Source organism: Streptomyces tuirus (genome assembly GCF_014701095.1).
Lineage (GTDB): Bacteria > Actinomycetota > Actinomycetes > Streptomycetales > Streptomycetaceae > Streptomyces > Streptomyces tuirus.
In genome coordinates this window covers 2,037,006-2,054,476 of record NZ_AP023439.1, presented here as the reverse complement: position 1 = coordinate 2,054,476, position 17,471 = coordinate 2,037,006, and the positions used below count along the sequence as shown (strand labels likewise).

The window sequence follows — 17,471 nt, the reverse complement described above, 5'->3', positions numbered from 1 at the left end:
GTGAGAGACACCGAGAACGGTGCTGAGCCTGAAACGCGGATGAGGGACACAGAAAGCACGGAACGGCCCTCCCCGCTTGTGGCGGGAGGGCCGTTCGCCGTCTGGTGACCGGCGTGCCGTCAGGCCGCGGTCACGGCCTGCTTGTTCTCCGTCACCGGCTTGCGGTGACGTCCGCGCGGAGCCGTCTCGCCGTCCTGCGTGGAGACCTCTCCACGGTGCCGGCCGGGGCCGGTGGAGGACTGCTGGACGTCGGCATTGCGCGGCTGGTTCGTGCTGGCGTCACTCATCGGATGGAATTCACCCCGTCAACATGATCTTTTTTACAGCCGGGTGAGTCTAACCGGCCCCCCTGACCTCGGATCCAGGCGGCCACGCCAACCGGCACTAGTTCGTTACAAGGCGTCCCAACGGCGCTTCCTGAAGGGGCACAGGGCGTGGAGCCGAGGGCGCCGGAGGCCCGTCCGGCTGAGCCGGTGCTTCCGCCCGCTGAACGGAATGTTCCGCAACCGGGGCCGTCGGCCCGGGCTCCGGAAGCGGCGCCGTCACCACCCCCGGCTCCGGCTCGGCGGCCGGCGGCGGACTCACCTGCGCCACCCCGCACGGCACCGCCTCCGTCGCGTACGGCAGCCGCAGCACCCCCTCCGGCGTCCACAGCCCCGCGCCCGCCAACCACCCCTCGGGCGCCCGGAGATGGTGCACCCGCCGCTCGGCCGGCCGCCAGACCGCGACCCAACTGCCCGCCGGTCCGTCCACCCGCAGCGCCACCGCGCAGCTCTCCGGCGTCAGCACCTGCCCCGGCTGGATCGCGAACGGCGTGACGGAGCAGTCCCGCACCCGCAGGCACTCCGGGAAGCGCACCGGCAACGAACTGCCCAGGACGCCCCAGCCCAGCCGGTCCTGCCCCGGCGAGGGCGCGTCCGAGCGGACGATCAGCAGCCCGCTGTCGTGGTCGGCGAGCACCAGCCGGTCGTCGCTCTCGGCGGTGATCTGCAGCAGCGGCGACACCTCGCCGCCGCCCTCCAGGTCCACCACGACGGACTTGATGTGACCGCCGGTCTCCCGGTCCAGCGCCAGCAACCGCCCCGACCGGTCCAGCCAGACCCCGCCCGAGCAGCGGCCGGGCAGTTCCGCCAGCCGCTCGGGACCGAAGGAGCCGCCCGCCACCAGCCACACCGACGTCACACGAGGCCCGACGGCCAGGGCGTAGGCCCGTTCCCCGCCCGGGGCCGGTGGCAGCAGCCGCAGCCGGGCGGTCCCGTCCGGGCACTCGACCGCGCCCAAGGGCAGTTCGCCGGTGCCGGGCCCGGTCGGGTAGAGCAGCGAGAAGGCGTGCCGCCCGGCCACCACCCGGTGGATGAGGACCCGCCCGTCGGCCATCGGCTGCACCTCGGTGCCGGGCTCCTCCGGCTGGTTGCGGGGCAGCGGCACCGCGTACGGCTCGGGGCCGTCCAGGGTCCAGCGCTCCGGGAACCAGGAGTCGCCGGCCGACGCGAGGCGGGCGCCGTAGGCACCGTCCGCGGTGAGCGTGCAGCCTGTCGGCGCGGTCACGTCCTCGTCCTCGTGTCCCGCCGAAGGTTCGATCACACAGGCCGTCATCGTTCGGTCACCTCCAGTGACGAACGCTAGGTATCGCACGCGCGGACGGGGAATTCCTCGTACGCAGACTTCACACATAAGGGTGTTCCAGGAACGATTCGCCTGAGGAAAAGGGGGCGATTGTGCTGAGCGGGGCCATGGGTGCCGGGAGCGGGCGGTGGCGGTGCAACGCCACAGATCAGGCGGGTAGCCTTGCTCCCGTGCCCCGTCTGTCTGAAGTCATCGCCGCGCTGGATGCCCTGTGGCCCGCCGAGCGGGCCGAGTCCTGGGACGCGGTCGGCACCGTCACGGGCGACCCGGACCAGCAGGTCACGCGGGTCCTGTTCGCCGTCGACCCGGTCCAGGAGATCGTCGACGAGGCGGTGAAACTGGGCGCCGACCTGCTCGTCACCCACCACCCGCTCTACCTGCGCGGCACGACGACGGTCGCGGCGACGCACTTCAAGGGCCGCGTCGTGCACACCCTCATCAAGAACGACATCGCGCTGCACGTCGCCCACACCAACGCCGACACCGCCGACCCGGGTGTCTCCGACGCCCTCGCCGGCGCGCTGGACCTCCGGGTCACCGGCCCGCTGGTGCCGGACCCCACCGACCCCGCCGGCCGCCGCGGCCTCGGCCGCCTCTGCGCGCTGGACCACCCGGAGACCGTGCGCGAGTTCGCCGCCCGCGCCGCCCGGCGGCTGCCCGCCACCGCGCAGGGCATCCGCGTCGCCGGCGACCCCGAGGCGCTCGTGCGCACGGTCGCCGTCAGCGGCGGCTCCGGCGACAGCCTCTTCGACCAGGTCCGCGCGGCCGGGGCCGACGCCTTCCTCACCGCGGATCTGCGCCACCACCCCGTCTCGGAGGCCCGCGCCCACAGCCCCCTCGCGCTGCTCGACGCGGCGCACTGGGCCACCGAGTGGCCCTGGTGCGAGCTGGCCGCGAGCCAGCTCGACGAGATCTCCGACCGGCACGGATGGGACCTGCGCGTCCACGTCTCGAAGACGGTCACCGACCCCTGGACCGCGCACGCGGCCTCGCCCCCTTCTGATCCCCTTGGAGCCCCGAACTGAACGCCGCGCCCGCCGACCAGATCCGACTCCTCGACGTCCAGGACCTCGACGTCCGCCTCCAGCAGCTCGCGCACAAGCGCAAGTCGCTGCCCGAGCACGCCGAGATCGAGTCGCTGACCAAGGAACACACCCAGCTGCGCGACCTGCTCGTGGCCGCGCAGACCGAGGAGAGCGACACCGCCCGCGACCAGACCAAGGCCGAGCAGGACGTGGACCAGGTGCGCCAGCGCGCCACCCGCGACCAGCAGCGCCTCGACTCGGGCGCCGTCACCTCCCCCAAGGACCTGGAGAACCTCCAGCGCGAGATCGCCTCCCTCGCCAAGCGGCAGGGCGATCTGGAGGACGTGGTGCTGGAGGTCATGGAGCGCCGCGAGTCCGCGCAGGAGCGGGTCGCCGAGCTGACCGAGCGCGTCACCTCCGTCCAGTCGAAGATCGACGACGCGACGGCGCGCCGCGACGCCGCCTTCGAGCAGATCGACGGCGAGGTCGCCACGGTCACCAAGGAGCGCGAGGTCGTCGCCGGTGCCATTCCGGCCGATCTGCTGAAGCTCTACGACAAGCTGCGCGAGCAGCAGGGCGGCGTCGGCGCGGCGAAGCTGTACGCGCGCAGCTGCCAGGGCTGCCGGCAGGAGCTCGCCATCACCGAGCTGGCCGAGATCCGCAACGCCGCGCCCGACACGGTGGTCCGCTGCGAGAACTGCCGCCGCATCCTGGTGCGCACGTCCGAGTCCGGTCTCTAGGCCTTCAGGGAGCCCTTCCGGTGCGGGAGTTCATCGTCGAGGCCGACGGCGGCTCGCGGGGCAACCCCGGGCCGGCCGGCTACGGGGCCGTGGTCCGCGACGCGGCGACGGGGGAGACCCTGCGGGAGATCGCCGAGTACATCGGCGTCGCCACGAACAACGTCGCCGAGTACCGCGGCCTCCTCGCCGGTCTGCGCGCCGCCCACGAGCTGGACCCGGATGCGACGGTCCACGTCCGGATGGACTCCAAGCTCGTCGTCGAGCAGATGTCGGGCCGCTGGAAGATCAAGCACCCCGACATGAAGCCCCTGGCCGCGCAGGCGGCCCGGGTCTTCCCGCCCGGCCGGGTCACGTACGAGTGGATCCCGAGGGCCGAGAACAATCACGCCGACCGCCTGGCCAACGAGGCGATGGACGCCGGGGCCAGGGGCGAGCAGTGGTCGGAGTCGCACTCCACGGCGGAACTGGACACGACGGCCGGGGGTTCCGGTGCCGGGGGCTCCGGGGGCTCCGGGGGCTCCGGGGGCTCCGGGGGCTCCGGGGGCTCCGGGGGTGCCGGGGGTTCCGGTGGTTCCGGTGTTGGGGGCTCCCGGGGCGCCGGGGGCCCCGGGGGTGCTGGGGCCGCTGTGCCGGCGGAGCCGCCCGGTGATGCGGCGGCCGGTGCGGCGCGAGTGCGCGGAGCCCTGGCGGAAGGCCGCGCGCGGGCCGGGGAGGCGGCGGCCGCCGACCCGGGCCCGGAGGCCGGGCGGGCCTCGACGGAATCCGGCCGCGGCGTCCCGGCCGGGGCGGCTTCCGGCTCGGCCGCGGATGACGCCGACGCGCGTGCCGCGAGGGCCGTCGAGGGTACGGGTGGCGTGCAGGACGACGTCGCGGATGGTGACGCCCGTGCCGTGAAGGCGGACGCCGATGCCCGTGCATCCGTCCGTGTCGCGCAGGCCGATACCGATGGCGCCACCCGTGCCGCGGCGGCCGACTCGGGCCCGGATGTCACGCAGGCCGGCGCCGATGCCCGTGCCGACGTCCGTGCCGCGAAGGCCGACGCCGATGCCCGTGCCGATGTCCGTGCCGCGAAGGCCGGCGCCGACACCCGTGCTGCCAAAGCCGTCGCCGCCCCCGGCTGGGCGCCCGCCGACATGGGCGCACCCGCCACCTTCGTGCTGCTGCGGCACGGCGAGACGCCGTTGACCCCTCAGAAGCGGTTCTCCGGGAGCGGTGGTACCGACCCCTCCCTGTCCGACGTGGGGCGGGACCAGGCCGAGCGGGCCGCCGCGATGCTGGCCCGGCGGGGCACGATCCAGGCCGTCGTGTCGTCGCCACTGGCCCGTACGCGGGAGACCGCCGGCATCGTCGCCGCCCGGCTCGGACTCGACGTGGCCATCGACGACGGACTGCGCGAGACCGACTTCGGCGCCTGGGAGGGACTCACCTTCGCCGAGGTGCGCGAGCGCCACCCCGACGACCTGAACGCCTGGCTGGCCTCACCGGACGCCGAACCCACAGGAGGCGGCGAGAGCTTCGCCGCGACGGCCGCCCGGCTCGCCGCCACCCGCGACAAGCTGGTCGCGGCCCACGCCGGCCGCACGGTCCTGCTCGTCACCCACGTGACCCCGATCAAGACGCTGGTCCGGCTCGCCCTGGGCGCCCCGCCGGAGTCCCTGTTCCGCATGGAACTGTCGGCCGCGTCCCTGTCGGTCGTCGCGTACTACGCGGACGGCAACGCCAGCGTCCGCCTCCTCAACGACACGTCCCACCTGCGCTGAGCCCCGCCGCCGCACGGGCCAGCTCCTCGACGCGCCCCCAGTCGCGGGCGGCGAGGGCGTCCTGCGGCAGCATCCAGCTCCCGCCCACGCAGCCGACGTTGGGCAGGGCGAGGTAGTCCGGGGCGGAGGCCGGGCCGATCCCGCCCGTGGGGCAGAAACGGGCCTGGGGGAGCGGCCCCGACAGCGACTTCAGATACGCGGTGCCGCCCGCGGCCTGCGCCGGGAAGAACTTCATCTCCCGCACCCCGCGCTCCAGCAGCGCCACGACCTCGGACGCCGTCGACACCCCCGGCAGGAACGGCACCCCGGAGGCCCGCATCGCCTCCAGCAGCCCGTCCGTCCAGCCCGGGCTGACCAGGAAGCGGGAGCCCGCGGCCACCGCCTCCGCGACCTGCGCGGGCCGGATCACCGTCCCGGCCCCGACCACCGCCCCGGGCACCTCCCGGGCGATCTCCCGGATCGCCTCCAGGGCCGCGGGCGTCCGCAACGTCACCTCGATCGCGGGCAGCCCGCCCGCGACCAGCGCCCGCGCCAGCGGTACGGCGTCGGCGGCATCCTCGATGACGACGACGGGGACGACGGGCGCGAGGTCCAGCACGGACGCGGGCGGGGCAGGGGAGACCATGGCGTCATCCTGCCGTCGGCATGCAGGGTGCGCAAAGGTCATTGCGCACCCTGCAACGGCACTCTACGGCGGCACCTTGCAGCGCCCGCTAGTGGATCTCGTCCACCAGCACGTCCAGCGACCAGCTCTGCCCCGACTTCGCCGGAGCCTGCGCCTCCACGATGTACCCGAGGTCCCTGAGCGCCTCCACCAGCTCGGCCGGCCCCTTCGGCTCGGCCCCCGAGGTCAGCAGGCTGCGCACGATCCGCCCCTTGGTCGCCTTGTTGAAGTGGCTGACCACCTTCCGCGTGGGCGCGTGCAGCACCCGCACGGACGCCGTACGCCCGGCGACCTCGCCCTTCGGCTTCCAGGCGGCGGCATACGCGGCGGACCGCAGATCCAGCACCAGCCCCCTCCCGGCCACCTCGGGCAGTACCGCCGCCATCGGCGTACGCCAGTGCGCGCCCAGCGCCCCGAGCCCCGGCAGCTTCACGCCCATCGAGCACCGGTAGGACGGAATCCGGTCCGTCACCCGCACGGCACCCCACAGCCCGGAGAACACGAGCAGCGACCGCGAGGCCCGCCGCTTGGCGGCCGTGTCCAGGGACGCCAGACCGAGGGAGTCGTAGAGCACGCCGGTGTAGATCTCCCCGGCCGGCCGCGCCCCCGCCGTGCGCAGCTCCGCGTTCTTCGCGACCTCGCCCCGCAGCCCCTCGCTCAGCCCCAGCACCTCACGCGCCTTGTCCTCGTCACCGGCGCACAGCTCGACCAACTCCGTGAGGACGGCCTCCCGGGCGGCGGTCAGCCCCGGCAGCGACAGCGACTCCGGCTTCAGCGGGGCACCGCGGCCGGAAGAGGCCTTGCCTTCGGACGGCGGCAGCAGGACAAGCACGCGTACTCCTTCGATCGAACTCCGCCGACAGCGTACGGGGGCGGACGAGGAGCTCAGACGCGCGCCCGGCCGAGGGCCCGGACGAGGCCGTCGGGGTCGTCGGCGTGGAAGCGGACGACCCGCACCTCCCGGCGCCGCCCGAGGAAGCCGACGTGCGTGACGGGTTCCGTCAGTTCGAGCGTGACGCTGGTCTGCGCGCCCACCTCCACATTCAGCTCCCCGTCGGCCCGCTCGTGCGTCATCCGCAGCTCGCGCCGCACCGAGGCGATCCGTTCCAGCGGCACCAGCAGGTCGACGTGGACGTACCGCCGTATCCGCAGCGAGCCGCCGTCCGTATCCAGCACATGCGGACGCACGACGGACGAGGCGTGCAGCCCGACGACGATGACGACGCCGTACACGTCCAGGAACAGGAACACCTGGTGCACGGCCGGCCAGTCCCACAGCAGCACGGACAGCGCGACCGTCTCGACGACACACACGAAGGCGAACCCGGCCATCATCGCGCCCTGCCCGCGCGCGTACCCGAAGGCCACCCCACTGCCCGTCCCGTGCGTCCGCCGCGCCACCCAGAGAACAAGACTGAGGAGCACCCGCACCTCGTGCCGGACCAGCAGCCACATCGGCCGCCACACGGCCCTCATCGCCGCTCCTCGGCGAGGATCCGCAGCGCGCGGCGGACGGCCTCCGCCTGGGCCGGGGCGAGATCGTCGTAGAAGGCGCGCAGGAAACCGTCGTCCGCGTCGAGCTCCCCCGTCCCCGGGAACAGCCCCGGCGGAATGCAGCCGGACAGCGCCACGGCGGCCTCCTCGACGCGCGGGTCACCGGGCTCGGCACCGGCGAGCGCGTCGAGCAGCGCGTACGCCTCTCCGGCCCGCGCAACGGCCCCCGGACTCCCCAGCGCCTCACCCACCGACGCCACCAGCCGCTCCCGGTCCCCGGCCGGCATGGCGGTCTCCAGGAAGGCGATGATCTCGCGGTCCTTCAGGGCCATCGGCGAGTCCGACAGATGCGAGGTGCCGGCGAACAACGCGGCCAGCTCGGGCGACACGGGCCCCTCGGCGGGCATCCCGCCCTCCGCGTCCAGCAGGGTCCGCAACCGCGCCCGGCGCTCCCGCAGGGCCGCCTCCTGCCGCGCCAGATCCTCGTCCAGCTCGGTCAGCACCTCGACGAGGTCCTTCCCCGCATCGTCCGCGAGCACGTCCCGCACCTCGGCGAGCCCCAGCCCCAGCTCGGTCAGCCGCCGGATCCGCGCCAGCACGACGGCGTGCCGCAGCCCGTACTCCCGATACCCGTTGGCCCGCCGCTCGGGCTCGGGCAACAGCCCCAGTTGGTGATAGTGCCGCACGGCCCGCGTGGTGACGCCGACGACGGCGGCGAGTTCTCCGATCCGCATACGACCAGTGAAGACGTTGACGCTGCGGCAAGGTCAAGCGGACGGCTCGGTGCCTGACGGCGGCGTTGATCGTGTGCCACGATCGAGGGAAGGGATCCCGATCTCACGGACAGGTGATCAGCCGATGTCCCAGTCTGGCGAGCGACACAAGGAGGGGCGTGACATGACTGCCATGGCCCACGAGCCGCTCTCGCAGGAAGACGTCCTGCTGGAGGGCTTCCTCGCCCTGGACACCCCGGAGGGCTTCCGGGCAGAGCTGATCGAGGGGGAGATCGTTGTGACGCCGCCGCCGGACGGGGATCACGAGAAGTACATCAGCCGGATCGTGAAGCAAGTGATCAGACGCTCCCGGACCGACATGGACTTCTCGGGGAACAAGGGGCTGAAGCTGAGGAGCGGGGGCGCATGCCCCAAGAACCACCTGATTCCGGACGTCACCTTCGGCCCCACCGAGCGAGACTTGTTCGGCGGAGCCGACTCCTGGATGCCCTGCGACGGCGTCGCGATGGTGATGGAGGTGACCTCGACCAAGCCGCAGGCCGACCGCGAGGCAAAACGCCGTTGTTACGCCCGCGCGGGCATCCCGCTCTACCTGCTCGTCGACCGGGACACGGCGCAGGTCACGGTGTTCAGCGAGCCGAAGGGTGACGACTACCGCGAGCACTGCGCCCGCCCCTTCGGCAAGCCCGTCGCTCTTCCGGAACCGTTCGCCTTCGACCTGGACACGGCCGACCTCGTCTGATCCCCTGTGGGCGGGGGTGCGCCATGGCGAGACGAGAACAGACCAGCTGGACCAGGGCACGCCTGGGCCGCGCCGGCCCGCCCCTCGACCTCCTCACCGCCCACTTCGACAGCCACGTCTACGCGCCCCACGCCCACGACGAATTCACCATCGGTGTCACGGTCGGCGGCTCGGAGGTCATCGCGTACCGGGGCGGTCACATCCACTCCTACCCGGGCTCGATCGTCGTCCTGGAGCCCGGCGAGATGCACACCGGCGGCCCGGCCGCCTGCGACGGCTACGCCTACCAGGCCCTCTACGCCGAACCGGCCCTCCTCACCGACGGCACCCTCGGCGGCCTGACGCACTTCCGCGACCCCGTCCTCCACGACCCGGAACTGGCGGCGGCCCTGCGCGCCGCCCACACCGACATCAGCGCCTGCCCCGACCCGCTGGAGGCCGAGTCCCGGTTGCCCTGGCTGCTCACGGCCCTGGCCCGCCGCCACTCCACGGCCCGGGCGGCCAGCGACACCGTGCCCGGCGCCGACCACATCGCCAGGTCCGTCCGCGACCGCCTCGCGGACGAACTGCTGGACCCTCCCTCCCTGGCCGCCCTCGCCACGGACCTGGGCCTGTCCCGCTACCAGCTGCTCCGCGCCTTCCGCACGACGATGGGCGTACCGCCGTACGCCTGGCTCGCCCAGCACCGGGTGGCCAGGGCCCGCGGCCTCCTGGCGGCCGGACTGCGCCCCGCCGAGGTCGCCGGCCTCGTCGGCTTCGCCGACCAGGCGCACCTCACCCGCTGGTTCCGCCGGGTGCTGGGGGTGACCCCGGCGGCGTACCGCAACAGCGTTCAAGACACCTAGGGGTGACACGGCCGAGACTCAGTCGCATGACTGCACGCGGCTGGTTCCTGTTCTCCCTCATGGGAGTGATCTGGGGCGTCCCCTACCTGATGATCAAGGTGGCGGTGGACGAACTGTCCCCGTCCATGGTGGTGTTCGCGCGCTGCGCACTCGGCGCCGCGCTCCTGCTTCCCTTCGCCCTCCGCCAGGGCGGCTTCGGCCGTACCGTCCGGACCCACTGGAAGCCGATGCTGGCCTTCGCGGTCATCGAGATCATCGGCCCGTGGTGGACCCTGACCGACGCCGAACGCCGTCTGTCCAGCTCCACCGCCGGCCTCCTGATCGCGGGAGTGCCGATCGTCGCCCTGCTCCTGGCCCGCTTCTTCGGCGCGGGGGAGCCGGTGGGCGCCCGCCGCATCGCGGGCCTGGCCCTCGGCCTCGCGGGCGTCACCGTCCTCACCCTGCCGCACCTCACCGGCGGCGACGCCCTGTCGATGGCCGAGGTGCTGGTGACGGTCGTCGGCTACGCCACGGCCCCGCTGATAGCGGCCCGCTACCTCAAGGACGTCCCGACCCTCCAGCTGATCACGCCGTGCCTGACGCTGGCTGCGGTGGTCTATGCCCCCGCGGCCTTCCTGACCCGGCCGGCCACCATGCCTTCGGGCGAGGTCCTGGCCGCCCTCGCCGGCCTCGGCATCCTCTGCACCGCGATCGCGTTCGTGGCCTTCCTGGAGCTGATCAAGGAGATCGGCCCGACGCGGGCGGGCGTGATCACCTACGTCAACCCGGCGGTGGCGGTCGCCGCCGGCGCGATCTTCCTGGACGAGAAGCTGACCCTCGGCATCGGCGTCGCCTTCACCCTGATCCTGGCGGGCTCGGTGCTGGCCACGGCCGCCGCGCCGAAGCGGGACGTCAGCCGGGTACCATGGTCGATACGGCAGACGAGCCGGGCGGACGGCCGCGTGGAGTCCCCCTGACGGGGAGCTTTCCGAGGAACGTCCGGGCTCCACAGGGCAAGGTGGTGGCTAACGGCCACCCGGGGTGACCCGCGGGACAGTGCCACAGAAAGCAGACCGCCGGGGACCTCGGTCCTCGGTAAGGGTGAAACGGTGGTGTAAGAGACCACCAGTGCCCAGGGTGACCTGGGCAGCTAGGTAAACCCCACCTGGAGCAAGGTCAAGAGGGGCCGCCTTCTCGAAGGCGGCCCTGCGCGGACGATCGAGGGCTGCCCCGCCCGAGTCCGCGGGTAGACCGCACGAGGCCGGTGGCAACACCGGCCCTAGATGGATGGCCGTCGCCCCGGCTCCCGCGAGGGAACCGGGGAACAGAACCCGGCGTACAGCCCGACTCGTCTGCCGCTCCGACCCATCCTGCTGTGACTGACCTGGGGCGTCGCACGGCTGAGGGAATCAGTGACGCTCTGGAGTGGGATGTAGCGGACCTCTCGCCTGAGCAAATCAAGAAGTTCGTCGCCGAGGCCTACAGGCATGCATGATCACACCCCGGGGAAGCTCCAGATCCACGCCGTGGAGGAGACGGAGTCTCTGTCGGCCACTTGCGAAGGCCTGACGATCATTTCGACCCCACCGACCTCTCCCGCACCCGCCCCAAATGCCCCCCGAACACCCCCCGCGCCTCCGGCGTCAGCGTCCGCAACGCCACCAGCGCCGTGATGGCGACATCGCACAGCTCCGCCTGCACGTCCTCCCATGTGTGCGTGACGCCCTTGCGCGGGTTCTGCCCCGTCGCCCCGATCACCGCCTCCGAGACCTCGCCGACCTCCTCGGTCAGTTTCAGGACGCGCAGGAGGAGGCCCTCGCGGCCCCCGACGGGGCGGTTGGTGTCGAGCCACCGCGTCAGGGCGTCGATGGTGGACCAGAGTTCAGCGGCGGGGGTGTGGTCGCTCATGGGCGCAGCCTGACACGAGGGTCTGACAATGCCCCGGCCCGCCCCAGACCCCCACAGCCGCTACTCCTCCTCGAACAACGCCTCCTGCTCCCCCTCCTTCGCCTGCCGCAGGCGCCTCGCCCGGGCCCCCACCACCAGCGCCGTGCCCGCCGCCGTCGCCGCGAAGGCCGCCGGGATCATCCAGCCGCGGTTCACCGCGTGGCCGAGCAGGTGGTCCAGGGAGTAGCGGCCCGGGCCGGTGATGGCCAGGCCCGCGGCGGTCAGGCCCAGCGTCGCCGCGTACTCGTAGCCCCCGCTCTGGTTGAAGAAGCCGTTCGGGGCGTGCACCGCTGCAGCGCCGGCCATCGCGCCGGCCGCCGCCGCGCCCGCGGCCGGAGTGGCCAGGCCCAGGGCCAGCAGTGTGCCGCCGCCGGCCTCCGCGAGGCCCGCCGCCGTCGCGCTCGCCTTGCCGGGGACGTAGCCGATGGACTCCATGAACTGGCCGGTCCCCTCGATGCCATGTCCGCCGAACCAGCCGAACAGCTTCTGCGCGCCGTGGGCGGCCAGCACGCCGCCCGTCCCCAGCCGGAGCAGCAGCAGGCCAAGATCACGTCGGTTGTCAGGTGTCACTTCGTCTCCCGGAGCAGGCGGCCATCAAAACGGAACAGGACCATGCGTCGTGTCGTCGCGATTCCACCGTCGCATCGCCGACGCCTCACCCACCGCCCCGGGAACGCCGTTCGGGTGGCACGGGTGGCGTCGGCCGGTGGCCGGTACGAGGCTGGCTCGCATGACGATTCAGACCACGCGCCTCAGCGATCCGGCCGTCCGGGCCTTCGTGACCGCCGTGAACAACCACGACCGCGAGAGCTTCATGAAGGTCCTCGCGCCGGGCGCGACCATGACCGACGACGGGTCCGACCGTGACCTCGACGACTGGGTGGACCGGGAGATCTTCTCCTCCCACGGCCACATGGAGGTCGACAACGAGTCCAACGGCGGCCGCTCCCTCCTCGCCCGCTACAGCAACGACACCTGGGGCGAGATGCGCACCCGGTGGAGTTTCCAGGTGGACGACGACGGCCGGATCGTGCGTTTCGAGACCGGGCAGGCCTGACTACCGGCCCCGGCGCACTCGCCTTCGGCTGCCGGGGGATCGGCTGCCGGGCGATCGGCGGTGAATGACAGGCCGCGGACGGGCAGCCGCTCGGCTGGGCAGGGGCGACGACGAGAGTCGGTACGGACGGTTCCGATTCCCGGCTTCCGGTCGGTGTCCCTTGATGTGGGCGGCAGTCGTTCCACGTGCACCGGTGCGTACTCCGCGGTCCCTCGCGGAATCCACCCCCACCCGGTGCCGTGGAACGACTGCCGCCTCCCCCCTGGATGTGGCCGACGGGAGCTCTCAGCTCCAAGTGTGAAGCTTTGGTGTAGGAGATTTGAGCATAGGCTCCCTATCGGCCGCAATAGCGCGGACGTTCGTATTCCGGTTGTGCACGTTGATGAGTTGACGAATGTCGCCGTCCGCTCAGCCGCGTCCGACGTACGGCATCGCCGTCGCCAGTACGGTCGCGAACTGCACGTTCGCCTCCAGCGGCAACTCCGCCATGTGCCGCACCGTGCGGGCCACGTCCGCGACGTCCATGACCGGTTCCGGGGCGACGTCCCCGTTCGCCTGGAGGGCCCCCGTCTGCATACGGGACGTCATGTCCGTGGCCGCGTTGCCGATGTCGATCTGACCGACGGCGATTCCGTACGGCCGCCCGTCCAGGGACAGGGACTTGGTCAAGCCGGTCAGGGCGTGCTTGGTCGCCGTGTAGGCCACCGACAGCGGGCGGGGCGTGTGCGCGGAGATCGAGCCGTTGTTGATGATCCGGCCGCCCTGCGGGTCCTGCTCCTTCATCTGCCGGTACGCCGCCTGCGCGCACAGGAACGCCCCGTTGAGGTTGGTGTCCACCACGTGCCGCCAGGCCTCGTAGGGCAGTTCCTCGACCGGCACCCCGCCGGGGCCGAACGTGCCCGCGTTGTTGAACAGCAGGTCGACCCGGCCGAAGCGCTCGACGGTGGCGGCGAACAGGGCGTTCACGTCCTCGGGGCGTGCGACGTCCGTCCGTACGGTGAGAGCCGCCCCGGCGGGTACGCCCCCGTCCGCGCCCCCGGACGCCAGGGCCGCCGTCTCCTCCAGGGTCTCCGCACGCCGGCCCGCCAGCGCCACCGACCAGCCCGTACGCAGCAGTTCCACGGCGACCGCCCGGCCGATGCCGGAACCCGCCCCGGTCACCACCGCGATCGCATTGTCCTTGGCATTCATGGGCCCGCAGCGTACGGGAGCACGCCCGTGACCACGTGGGACCGGAGTGTCAGGCGGGCGTGAGTTCCGGCTCGCCCGTCTCGTCGGGGTAACGGACGCCGACCTGGTCGCGGATCGCGTCCAGCGTGCGCATCACGGCGAGCGTGCCGTCGAGCGGGACCAGCGGGGACTCGGTCTCACCCGCCCGCACGGCCCGCATCACCTCCAGCGCCTCGTGGCGCATGCTGTTGCGGGGCCCGTCCGCCGGGTCGGCCGTGAACTCCTCGGCGTCGCGGCCGTCCCGGTGCAGCACGAAGCGGTCCGGGAAGAAGAACCCGTGCGGGATGTCGATCCGGCCCCGGGAGCCGGTCACCGAGGCGGAGGTCGCCGTACCGCCCACTATGGAGCAGTGCACCGCACCGAGCGCGCCGCTGTCGTAGGAGAGGACCGCCGCCGTCTGGAGGTCGACGCCCTCCTCGGAGAGCACCGCCCGCGCCGCGACGTCCGACGGCTCGCCGAGCAGCAGCTGCGCGAACGACACCGGGTACACGCCCAGGTCGAGCAGCGCGCCACCGCCCAGTTCCGGGTTGCGCAGCCGGTGCGAGGGCGGGAAGGGGCCGGCCAGCCCGAAGTCGGCCTGGACGCTGCGCACCTCGCCGATCGCACCGTCGTCGACCAGCGCCTTCAGCCGCCGCACCAGCGGGTTGCAGTACATCCACATCGCCTCCATCAGGAAGCGCCCGTGCTCCCGCGCCAGCGCGACGAGTTCCTCCGCCTCGCGCACGTTCAGCGTGAAGGGCTTCTCGCACAGCACGTTCCGCCCGGCCGCCAGACACAGCCCCGCGGCGGCCCGGTGCGCCGTGTGCGGGGTTGCGACGTAGACGACATCGATGTCCTCGTCCCGCGCGAGGGCGTTCCAGTCGCCGTAGGCCCGGGGGATCCCGAACCGCTCCGCGAACGCCTTCGCCGGCTCCTCCGACCGGGACGCCACCGCCACGACCTCCGCGTCCGGCAGGTCGATCAGGTCCGCGGTGAACGCGCCCGCTATCCCGCCGGTCGCCAGGATCCCCCACCGCACCGTGTCCGCCGTCATCGCGCCCCGCCTCCACCTCGCGACCCCGAGCACTGCGTACGAGCTGAGAGCATAGGTGGCGATCGACTCGGAGAGGGAGGGACTCATGCCCGAAGGTGGGGCGCCCATATCGGAGACCGCGCAGGAGGCATCGAACACCACCGCGCGGGAGGCCGCAGCCGGGGCGGAGCGGCCCGAGCGCACCTCGCAGCGCCGCACCGGGCTCCTGGTCACCTTCCTCCTCGGAAGCCTGACCGCCGTGCCACCGCTGGCGATGGACATGTACCTCCCGTCCCTGCCGGAGGTCACCCGCTCCCTGCACGCGCCGGCCGCGACCGTGCAGCTCACACTCACCGCCTGCCTGGCCGGCATGGCGCTCGGGCAGCTCGTGGTCGGGCCGATGAGCGACCGGTGGGGGCGCCGCCGCCCGCTGCTCGCCGGGCTCGCCGTCTTCGTCGTCGCCACCGTGCTGTGCGCCCTCGCCCCCACCGTCGAGCTGCTGGTGGCCTTCCGGCTGGCCCAGGGCCTCGCGGGCGCCGCCGCCATCGTCATCGCCCGGGCCGTCGTCCGCGACCTCTACGACGGCATGGCCATGGCCCGCTTCTTCTCCACCCTCATGCTGATCTCCGGGGCCGCCCCGATCGTGGCGCCGCTGATCGGCGGGCAGATCCTGCGCGTCACGGACTGGCGGGGCGTGTTCGCCGTCCTCACCGTCATCGGAGTGCTGATCGGCGCCCTGGTCTGGACGTGGCTGCCCGAGACCCTGGCGCCCGCCGAGCGGCACGGCGGCGGCGTCGGAGAGGCCCTGCGCTCGATGCGCGGCCTGCTCGCCGACCGCTCCTTCACCGGCTACACGCTCACCGGCGGCTTCGCCTTCGCCGCCCTCTTCGCCTACATCTCCGCCTCCCCCTTCGTCATCCAGGAGATCTACGGCGCCTCCCCGCAGACCTTCAGCCTGCTGTTCGGCGTCAACTCCGTCGGGCTGGTCGTCGTCGGCCAGATCAACGGCAAGTTCCTCGTCGGCCGGGTCAGCCTCGACCGGGTCCTGGGCGTCGGCCTCGCGATCGTCATCACCGCCGCGACCGCGTTGCTGCTGATGTCCCTCGGCGTCTTCGGCGAGGCCGGTCTGGTGCCCGTCGCCGCCGCGCTGTTCGTGCTCATGTCCGCCATGGGCGTCACCCTGCCCAACACCCAGGCCCTCGCCCTGATGCGCACCAAGCACGCCGCGGGCTCCGCATCGGCCCTGCTCGGCACCACCTCCTTCCTCATCGGCGCGATCGCCTCCCCGCTCGTCGGCGTCGCCGGGGAGGACACCGCCCTCCCGATGGCCGTCGTCCAACTGGCCGCCGCACTGGTGGCACTGGCCTGCTTCATGGGAATGTGCCGACCCTGGAAGAAGGAGAGCGGCCGGGCGAGCGTGGAGGGAGCAGTCAGCTGAGCGCACCCAGACTGCGCGACGGCACGCCGGAGCGGGCCGGACTCGACCCCGAGGAGCTGCGTCACCTCGTCCGGGAGGTCCACGTCCTCACCACCGGGCAGCGTCCCTGGGCGCCCGGCGCCGTCCTGGTCGTCGGACGCGGCCCGGTGATCGCCGTCGAGGAGGCGGCGGGCTGGGCCGTGCGCTACGCGGCCTACGATCCCGACGCCGACGCCGGGGTGGAACTGCCCCCCGAGGACCGGGTGCCGATGACCGTCGACACGCCCTTCGACCTGGCGTCCCTCACGAAACTGTTCACGTCCGTCGCCGCCGTGCAGCAGATCGAGCGCGGCACGCTCGGCATCGACGCGAAGGCCGGGGCGTATCTGCCCGACTTCACGGCCGCCGCCCGGCACGGCATCACGGTGCGGCAGCTGCTCACGCACACCTCCGGGCTGCGTCCCGAACTCCCGCTGTACGACTGCGCCGACGACGCGGCGCGGCTGGCGGCGCTCCAGGCGGAGCGGCCGGTCGGCGTGCCGGGCACCTACTGCTACTCCGACCTGAACATGCTGCTCCTTCAGCATGTCCTGGAGCGCATCACCGGGCGCACGCTCGACGTCCTCGTCCACGACGGCATCACCCGGCCGCTGGGCATGACGGCGACGGACTTCGGGCCGTGCCCGGGCGCCGCGGCGACGGAGGACCAGCGCCGGCCGTGGGCCAAGGCGGACCGGGGGATGCTGCGGGGCGAGGTCCACGACGAGAACGCCTGGGCGCTCGGGGGAGTGGCCGGCCACGCGGGCCTGTTCTCCACCGGCCGGGACCTCGCCGTGTTCTGCCGCACCCTCCTCGCCGGCGGCTCCCACGGCCCCGCCCGCATCCTCGGCCCGGACTTCGTCGAGCTCCTCTTCACCCCGCCGGGCCTGGGCTTCTCGCTCGACCAGCCGTGGTTCATGGGCGACCTGGCGGGCCGCGGCGCGGCGGGCCACACCGGGTTCACGGGCACGTCCCTCGTCCTCGACCGGGCCACGGACACGTTCCTCGTGCTCCTCACCAACGCGGTCCACCCACGCCGCCGCCGCCCGGACAACGCCCCGAGGGCGGCGGCGGCGTCACGGGTGGCCCGGGCGGTGCGGTGAGCTCCGCCGGAGACTTCGGTGCGGGGTGAGCCGGGGGCGTCCGGCGAGCGCGACGTC

Annotated in this window: 18 protein-coding genes, 1 other RNA gene and 1 pseudogene; 10 read left to right on the top strand and 10 right to left on the bottom strand. The window is 73.0% G+C overall.

Going from position 1 to position 17,471, the window contains the following annotated elements; translation table 11 throughout:
• Nucleotides 1-119: 119 nt before the first annotated feature.
• On the bottom strand, nt 120-287 hold the full coding sequence (locus IGS69_RS09525) for a hypothetical protein (protein WP_190898294.1): 168 nt from the start codon (nt 285-287) through the stop codon (nt 120-122).
• A 97-nt stretch (nt 288-384) separates the two neighbouring features.
• Nucleotides 385-1,596, bottom strand: a complete 1,212-nt coding sequence (locus IGS69_RS09520) for a hypothetical protein (protein WP_190898293.1) — start codon at nt 1,594-1,596, stop codon at nt 385-387.
• A 200-nt stretch (nt 1,597-1,796) separates the two neighbouring features.
• Between IGS69_RS09520 and IGS69_RS09515 the strand changes: the two genes are divergently transcribed.
• Genes IGS69_RS09515 through IGS69_RS09505 form a run of 3 tightly spaced genes read left to right on the top strand, consistent with a single transcriptional unit; the run spans nt 1,797 to nt 5,151 of the window.
• The gene (locus IGS69_RS09515) at nt 1,797-2,651 is read left to right on the top strand and encodes a Nif3-like dinuclear metal center hexameric protein (protein ID WP_190898291.1); all 855 of its coding nucleotides are present in this window, start codon (nt 1,797-1,799) and stop codon (nt 2,649-2,651) included.
• Nucleotides 2,648-3,391 carry a zinc ribbon domain-containing protein gene (locus tag IGS69_RS09510; protein ID WP_190904429.1) on the top strand — a complete coding sequence of 248 codons (744 nt, stop codon included), beginning with the start codon at nt 2,648-2,650 and terminating at the stop codon, nt 3,389-3,391. The genes IGS69_RS09515 and IGS69_RS09510 overlap by 4 nt, the downstream gene beginning before the upstream one ends.
• 20 nt (nt 3,392-3,411) lie before the next feature.
• Complete coding sequence (locus IGS69_RS09505) at nt 3,412-5,151, top strand: bifunctional RNase H/acid phosphatase (RefSeq protein ID WP_232543465.1); 1,740 nt, start codon at nt 3,412-3,414, stop codon at nt 5,149-5,151.
• On the opposite strand, the gene IGS69_RS09500 is transcribed toward IGS69_RS09505, so the two are convergent.
• The 4 genes from IGS69_RS09500 to IGS69_RS09485 all read right to left on the bottom strand — a co-directional run bounded on the left by IGS69_RS09500 (nt 5,126) and on the right by IGS69_RS09485 (nt 8,043).
• Nucleotides 5,126-5,776, bottom strand: coding sequence for a bifunctional 4-hydroxy-2-oxoglutarate aldolase/2-dehydro-3-deoxy-phosphogluconate aldolase (locus tag IGS69_RS09500; protein ID WP_190898289.1), 651 nt, complete (start codon nt 5,774-5,776; stop codon nt 5,126-5,128). The two genes, IGS69_RS09505 and IGS69_RS09500, sit on opposite strands and share 26 nt — an antisense overlap.
• Nucleotides 5,777-5,864: 88 nt before the next feature.
• Nucleotides 5,865-6,647, bottom strand: coding sequence for a peroxide stress protein YaaA (yaaA, locus tag IGS69_RS09495; protein WP_190898288.1), 783 nt, complete (start codon nt 6,645-6,647; stop codon nt 5,865-5,867).
• Between the two features lie 53 nt (nt 6,648-6,700).
• Nucleotides 6,701-7,291, bottom strand: coding sequence for a hypothetical protein (locus tag IGS69_RS09490; protein ID WP_190898287.1), 591 nt, complete (start codon nt 7,289-7,291; stop codon nt 6,701-6,703).
• Nucleotides 7,288-8,043, bottom strand: a complete 756-nt coding sequence (locus IGS69_RS09485; protein ID WP_190898286.1) for a MerR family transcriptional regulator — start codon at nt 8,041-8,043, stop codon at nt 7,288-7,290. The genes IGS69_RS09490 and IGS69_RS09485 overlap by 4 nt, the downstream gene beginning before the upstream one ends.
• Nucleotides 8,044-8,206: 163 nt before the next feature.
• Here IGS69_RS09485 and IGS69_RS09480 point away from each other — a divergent pair, with 163 nt between their 5' ends.
• The 4 genes and pseudogenes from IGS69_RS09480 (at nt 8,207) to rnpB (ending at nt 10,964) form a co-directional block, all read left to right on the top strand.
• A complete protein-coding gene (locus IGS69_RS09480; RefSeq protein ID WP_190898285.1) occupies nt 8,207-8,785 on the top strand; it encodes a Uma2 family endonuclease in 579 nt (192 codons plus the stop codon).
• Between the two features lie 23 nt (nt 8,786-8,808).
• Nucleotides 8,809-9,630, top strand: a complete 822-nt coding sequence (locus IGS69_RS09475) for an AraC family transcriptional regulator (RefSeq protein ID WP_190898284.1) — start codon at nt 8,809-8,811, stop codon at nt 9,628-9,630.
• A 26-nt stretch (nt 9,631-9,656) separates the two neighbouring features.
• Nucleotides 9,657-10,436, top strand: a pseudogene (locus IGS69_RS35185) (DMT family transporter); the annotation flags it as partial.
• Nucleotides 10,437-10,551: 115 nt separating this feature from the next.
• An RNA gene (rnpB, locus tag IGS69_RS09465) (RNase P RNA component class A) lies at nt 10,552-10,964 on the top strand.
• 217 nt (nt 10,965-11,181) lie between these two features.
• Here rnpB and IGS69_RS09460 read toward each other — a convergent pair.
• Entirely contained in the window at nt 11,182-11,517 is a 336-nt protein-coding gene (locus tag IGS69_RS09460) for a MazG-like family protein (protein ID WP_190898283.1), read from the bottom strand.
• Nucleotides 11,518-11,577: 60 nt separating this feature from the next.
• Complete coding sequence (locus IGS69_RS09455) at nt 11,578-12,126, bottom strand: DoxX family protein (RefSeq protein WP_190898282.1); 549 nt, start codon at nt 12,124-12,126, stop codon at nt 11,578-11,580.
• Between the two features lie 160 nt (nt 12,127-12,286).
• On the opposite strand from IGS69_RS09455, the gene IGS69_RS09450 reads away from it, so the two are divergent.
• Entirely contained in the window at nt 12,287-12,613 is a 327-nt protein-coding gene (locus IGS69_RS09450; protein WP_190898281.1) for a nuclear transport factor 2 family protein, read from the top strand.
• Nucleotides 12,614-13,021: 408 nt separating this feature from the next.
• Here IGS69_RS09450 and IGS69_RS09445 read toward each other — a convergent pair whose 3' ends face one another.
• Nucleotides 13,022-13,804: an SDR family oxidoreductase gene (locus IGS69_RS09445; RefSeq protein ID WP_190898280.1), complete on the bottom strand. Its 783-nt coding sequence runs from the start codon at nt 13,802-13,804 to the stop codon at nt 13,022-13,024.
• Nucleotides 13,805-13,853: 49 nt separating this feature from the next.
• Entirely contained in the window at nt 13,854-14,876 is a 1,023-nt protein-coding gene (locus tag IGS69_RS09440) for a Gfo/Idh/MocA family protein (RefSeq protein ID WP_190898279.1), read from the bottom strand.
• Between the two features lie 85 nt (nt 14,877-14,961).
• Between IGS69_RS09440 and IGS69_RS09435 the strand changes: the two genes are divergently transcribed.
• Both IGS69_RS09435 and IGS69_RS09430 read left to right on the top strand, forming a co-directional pair.
• Nucleotides 14,962-16,293, top strand: coding sequence for a multidrug effflux MFS transporter (locus tag IGS69_RS09435; protein WP_190898278.1), 1,332 nt, complete (start codon nt 14,962-14,964; stop codon nt 16,291-16,293).
• Nucleotides 16,236-17,414, top strand: coding sequence for a serine hydrolase domain-containing protein (locus tag IGS69_RS09430; protein WP_190898277.1), 1,179 nt, complete (start codon nt 16,236-16,238; stop codon nt 17,412-17,414). Before IGS69_RS09435 ends, IGS69_RS09430 begins: the two co-directional genes overlap by 58 nt.
• The last annotated feature ends 57 nt before the right edge of the window (nt 17,415-17,471 follow it).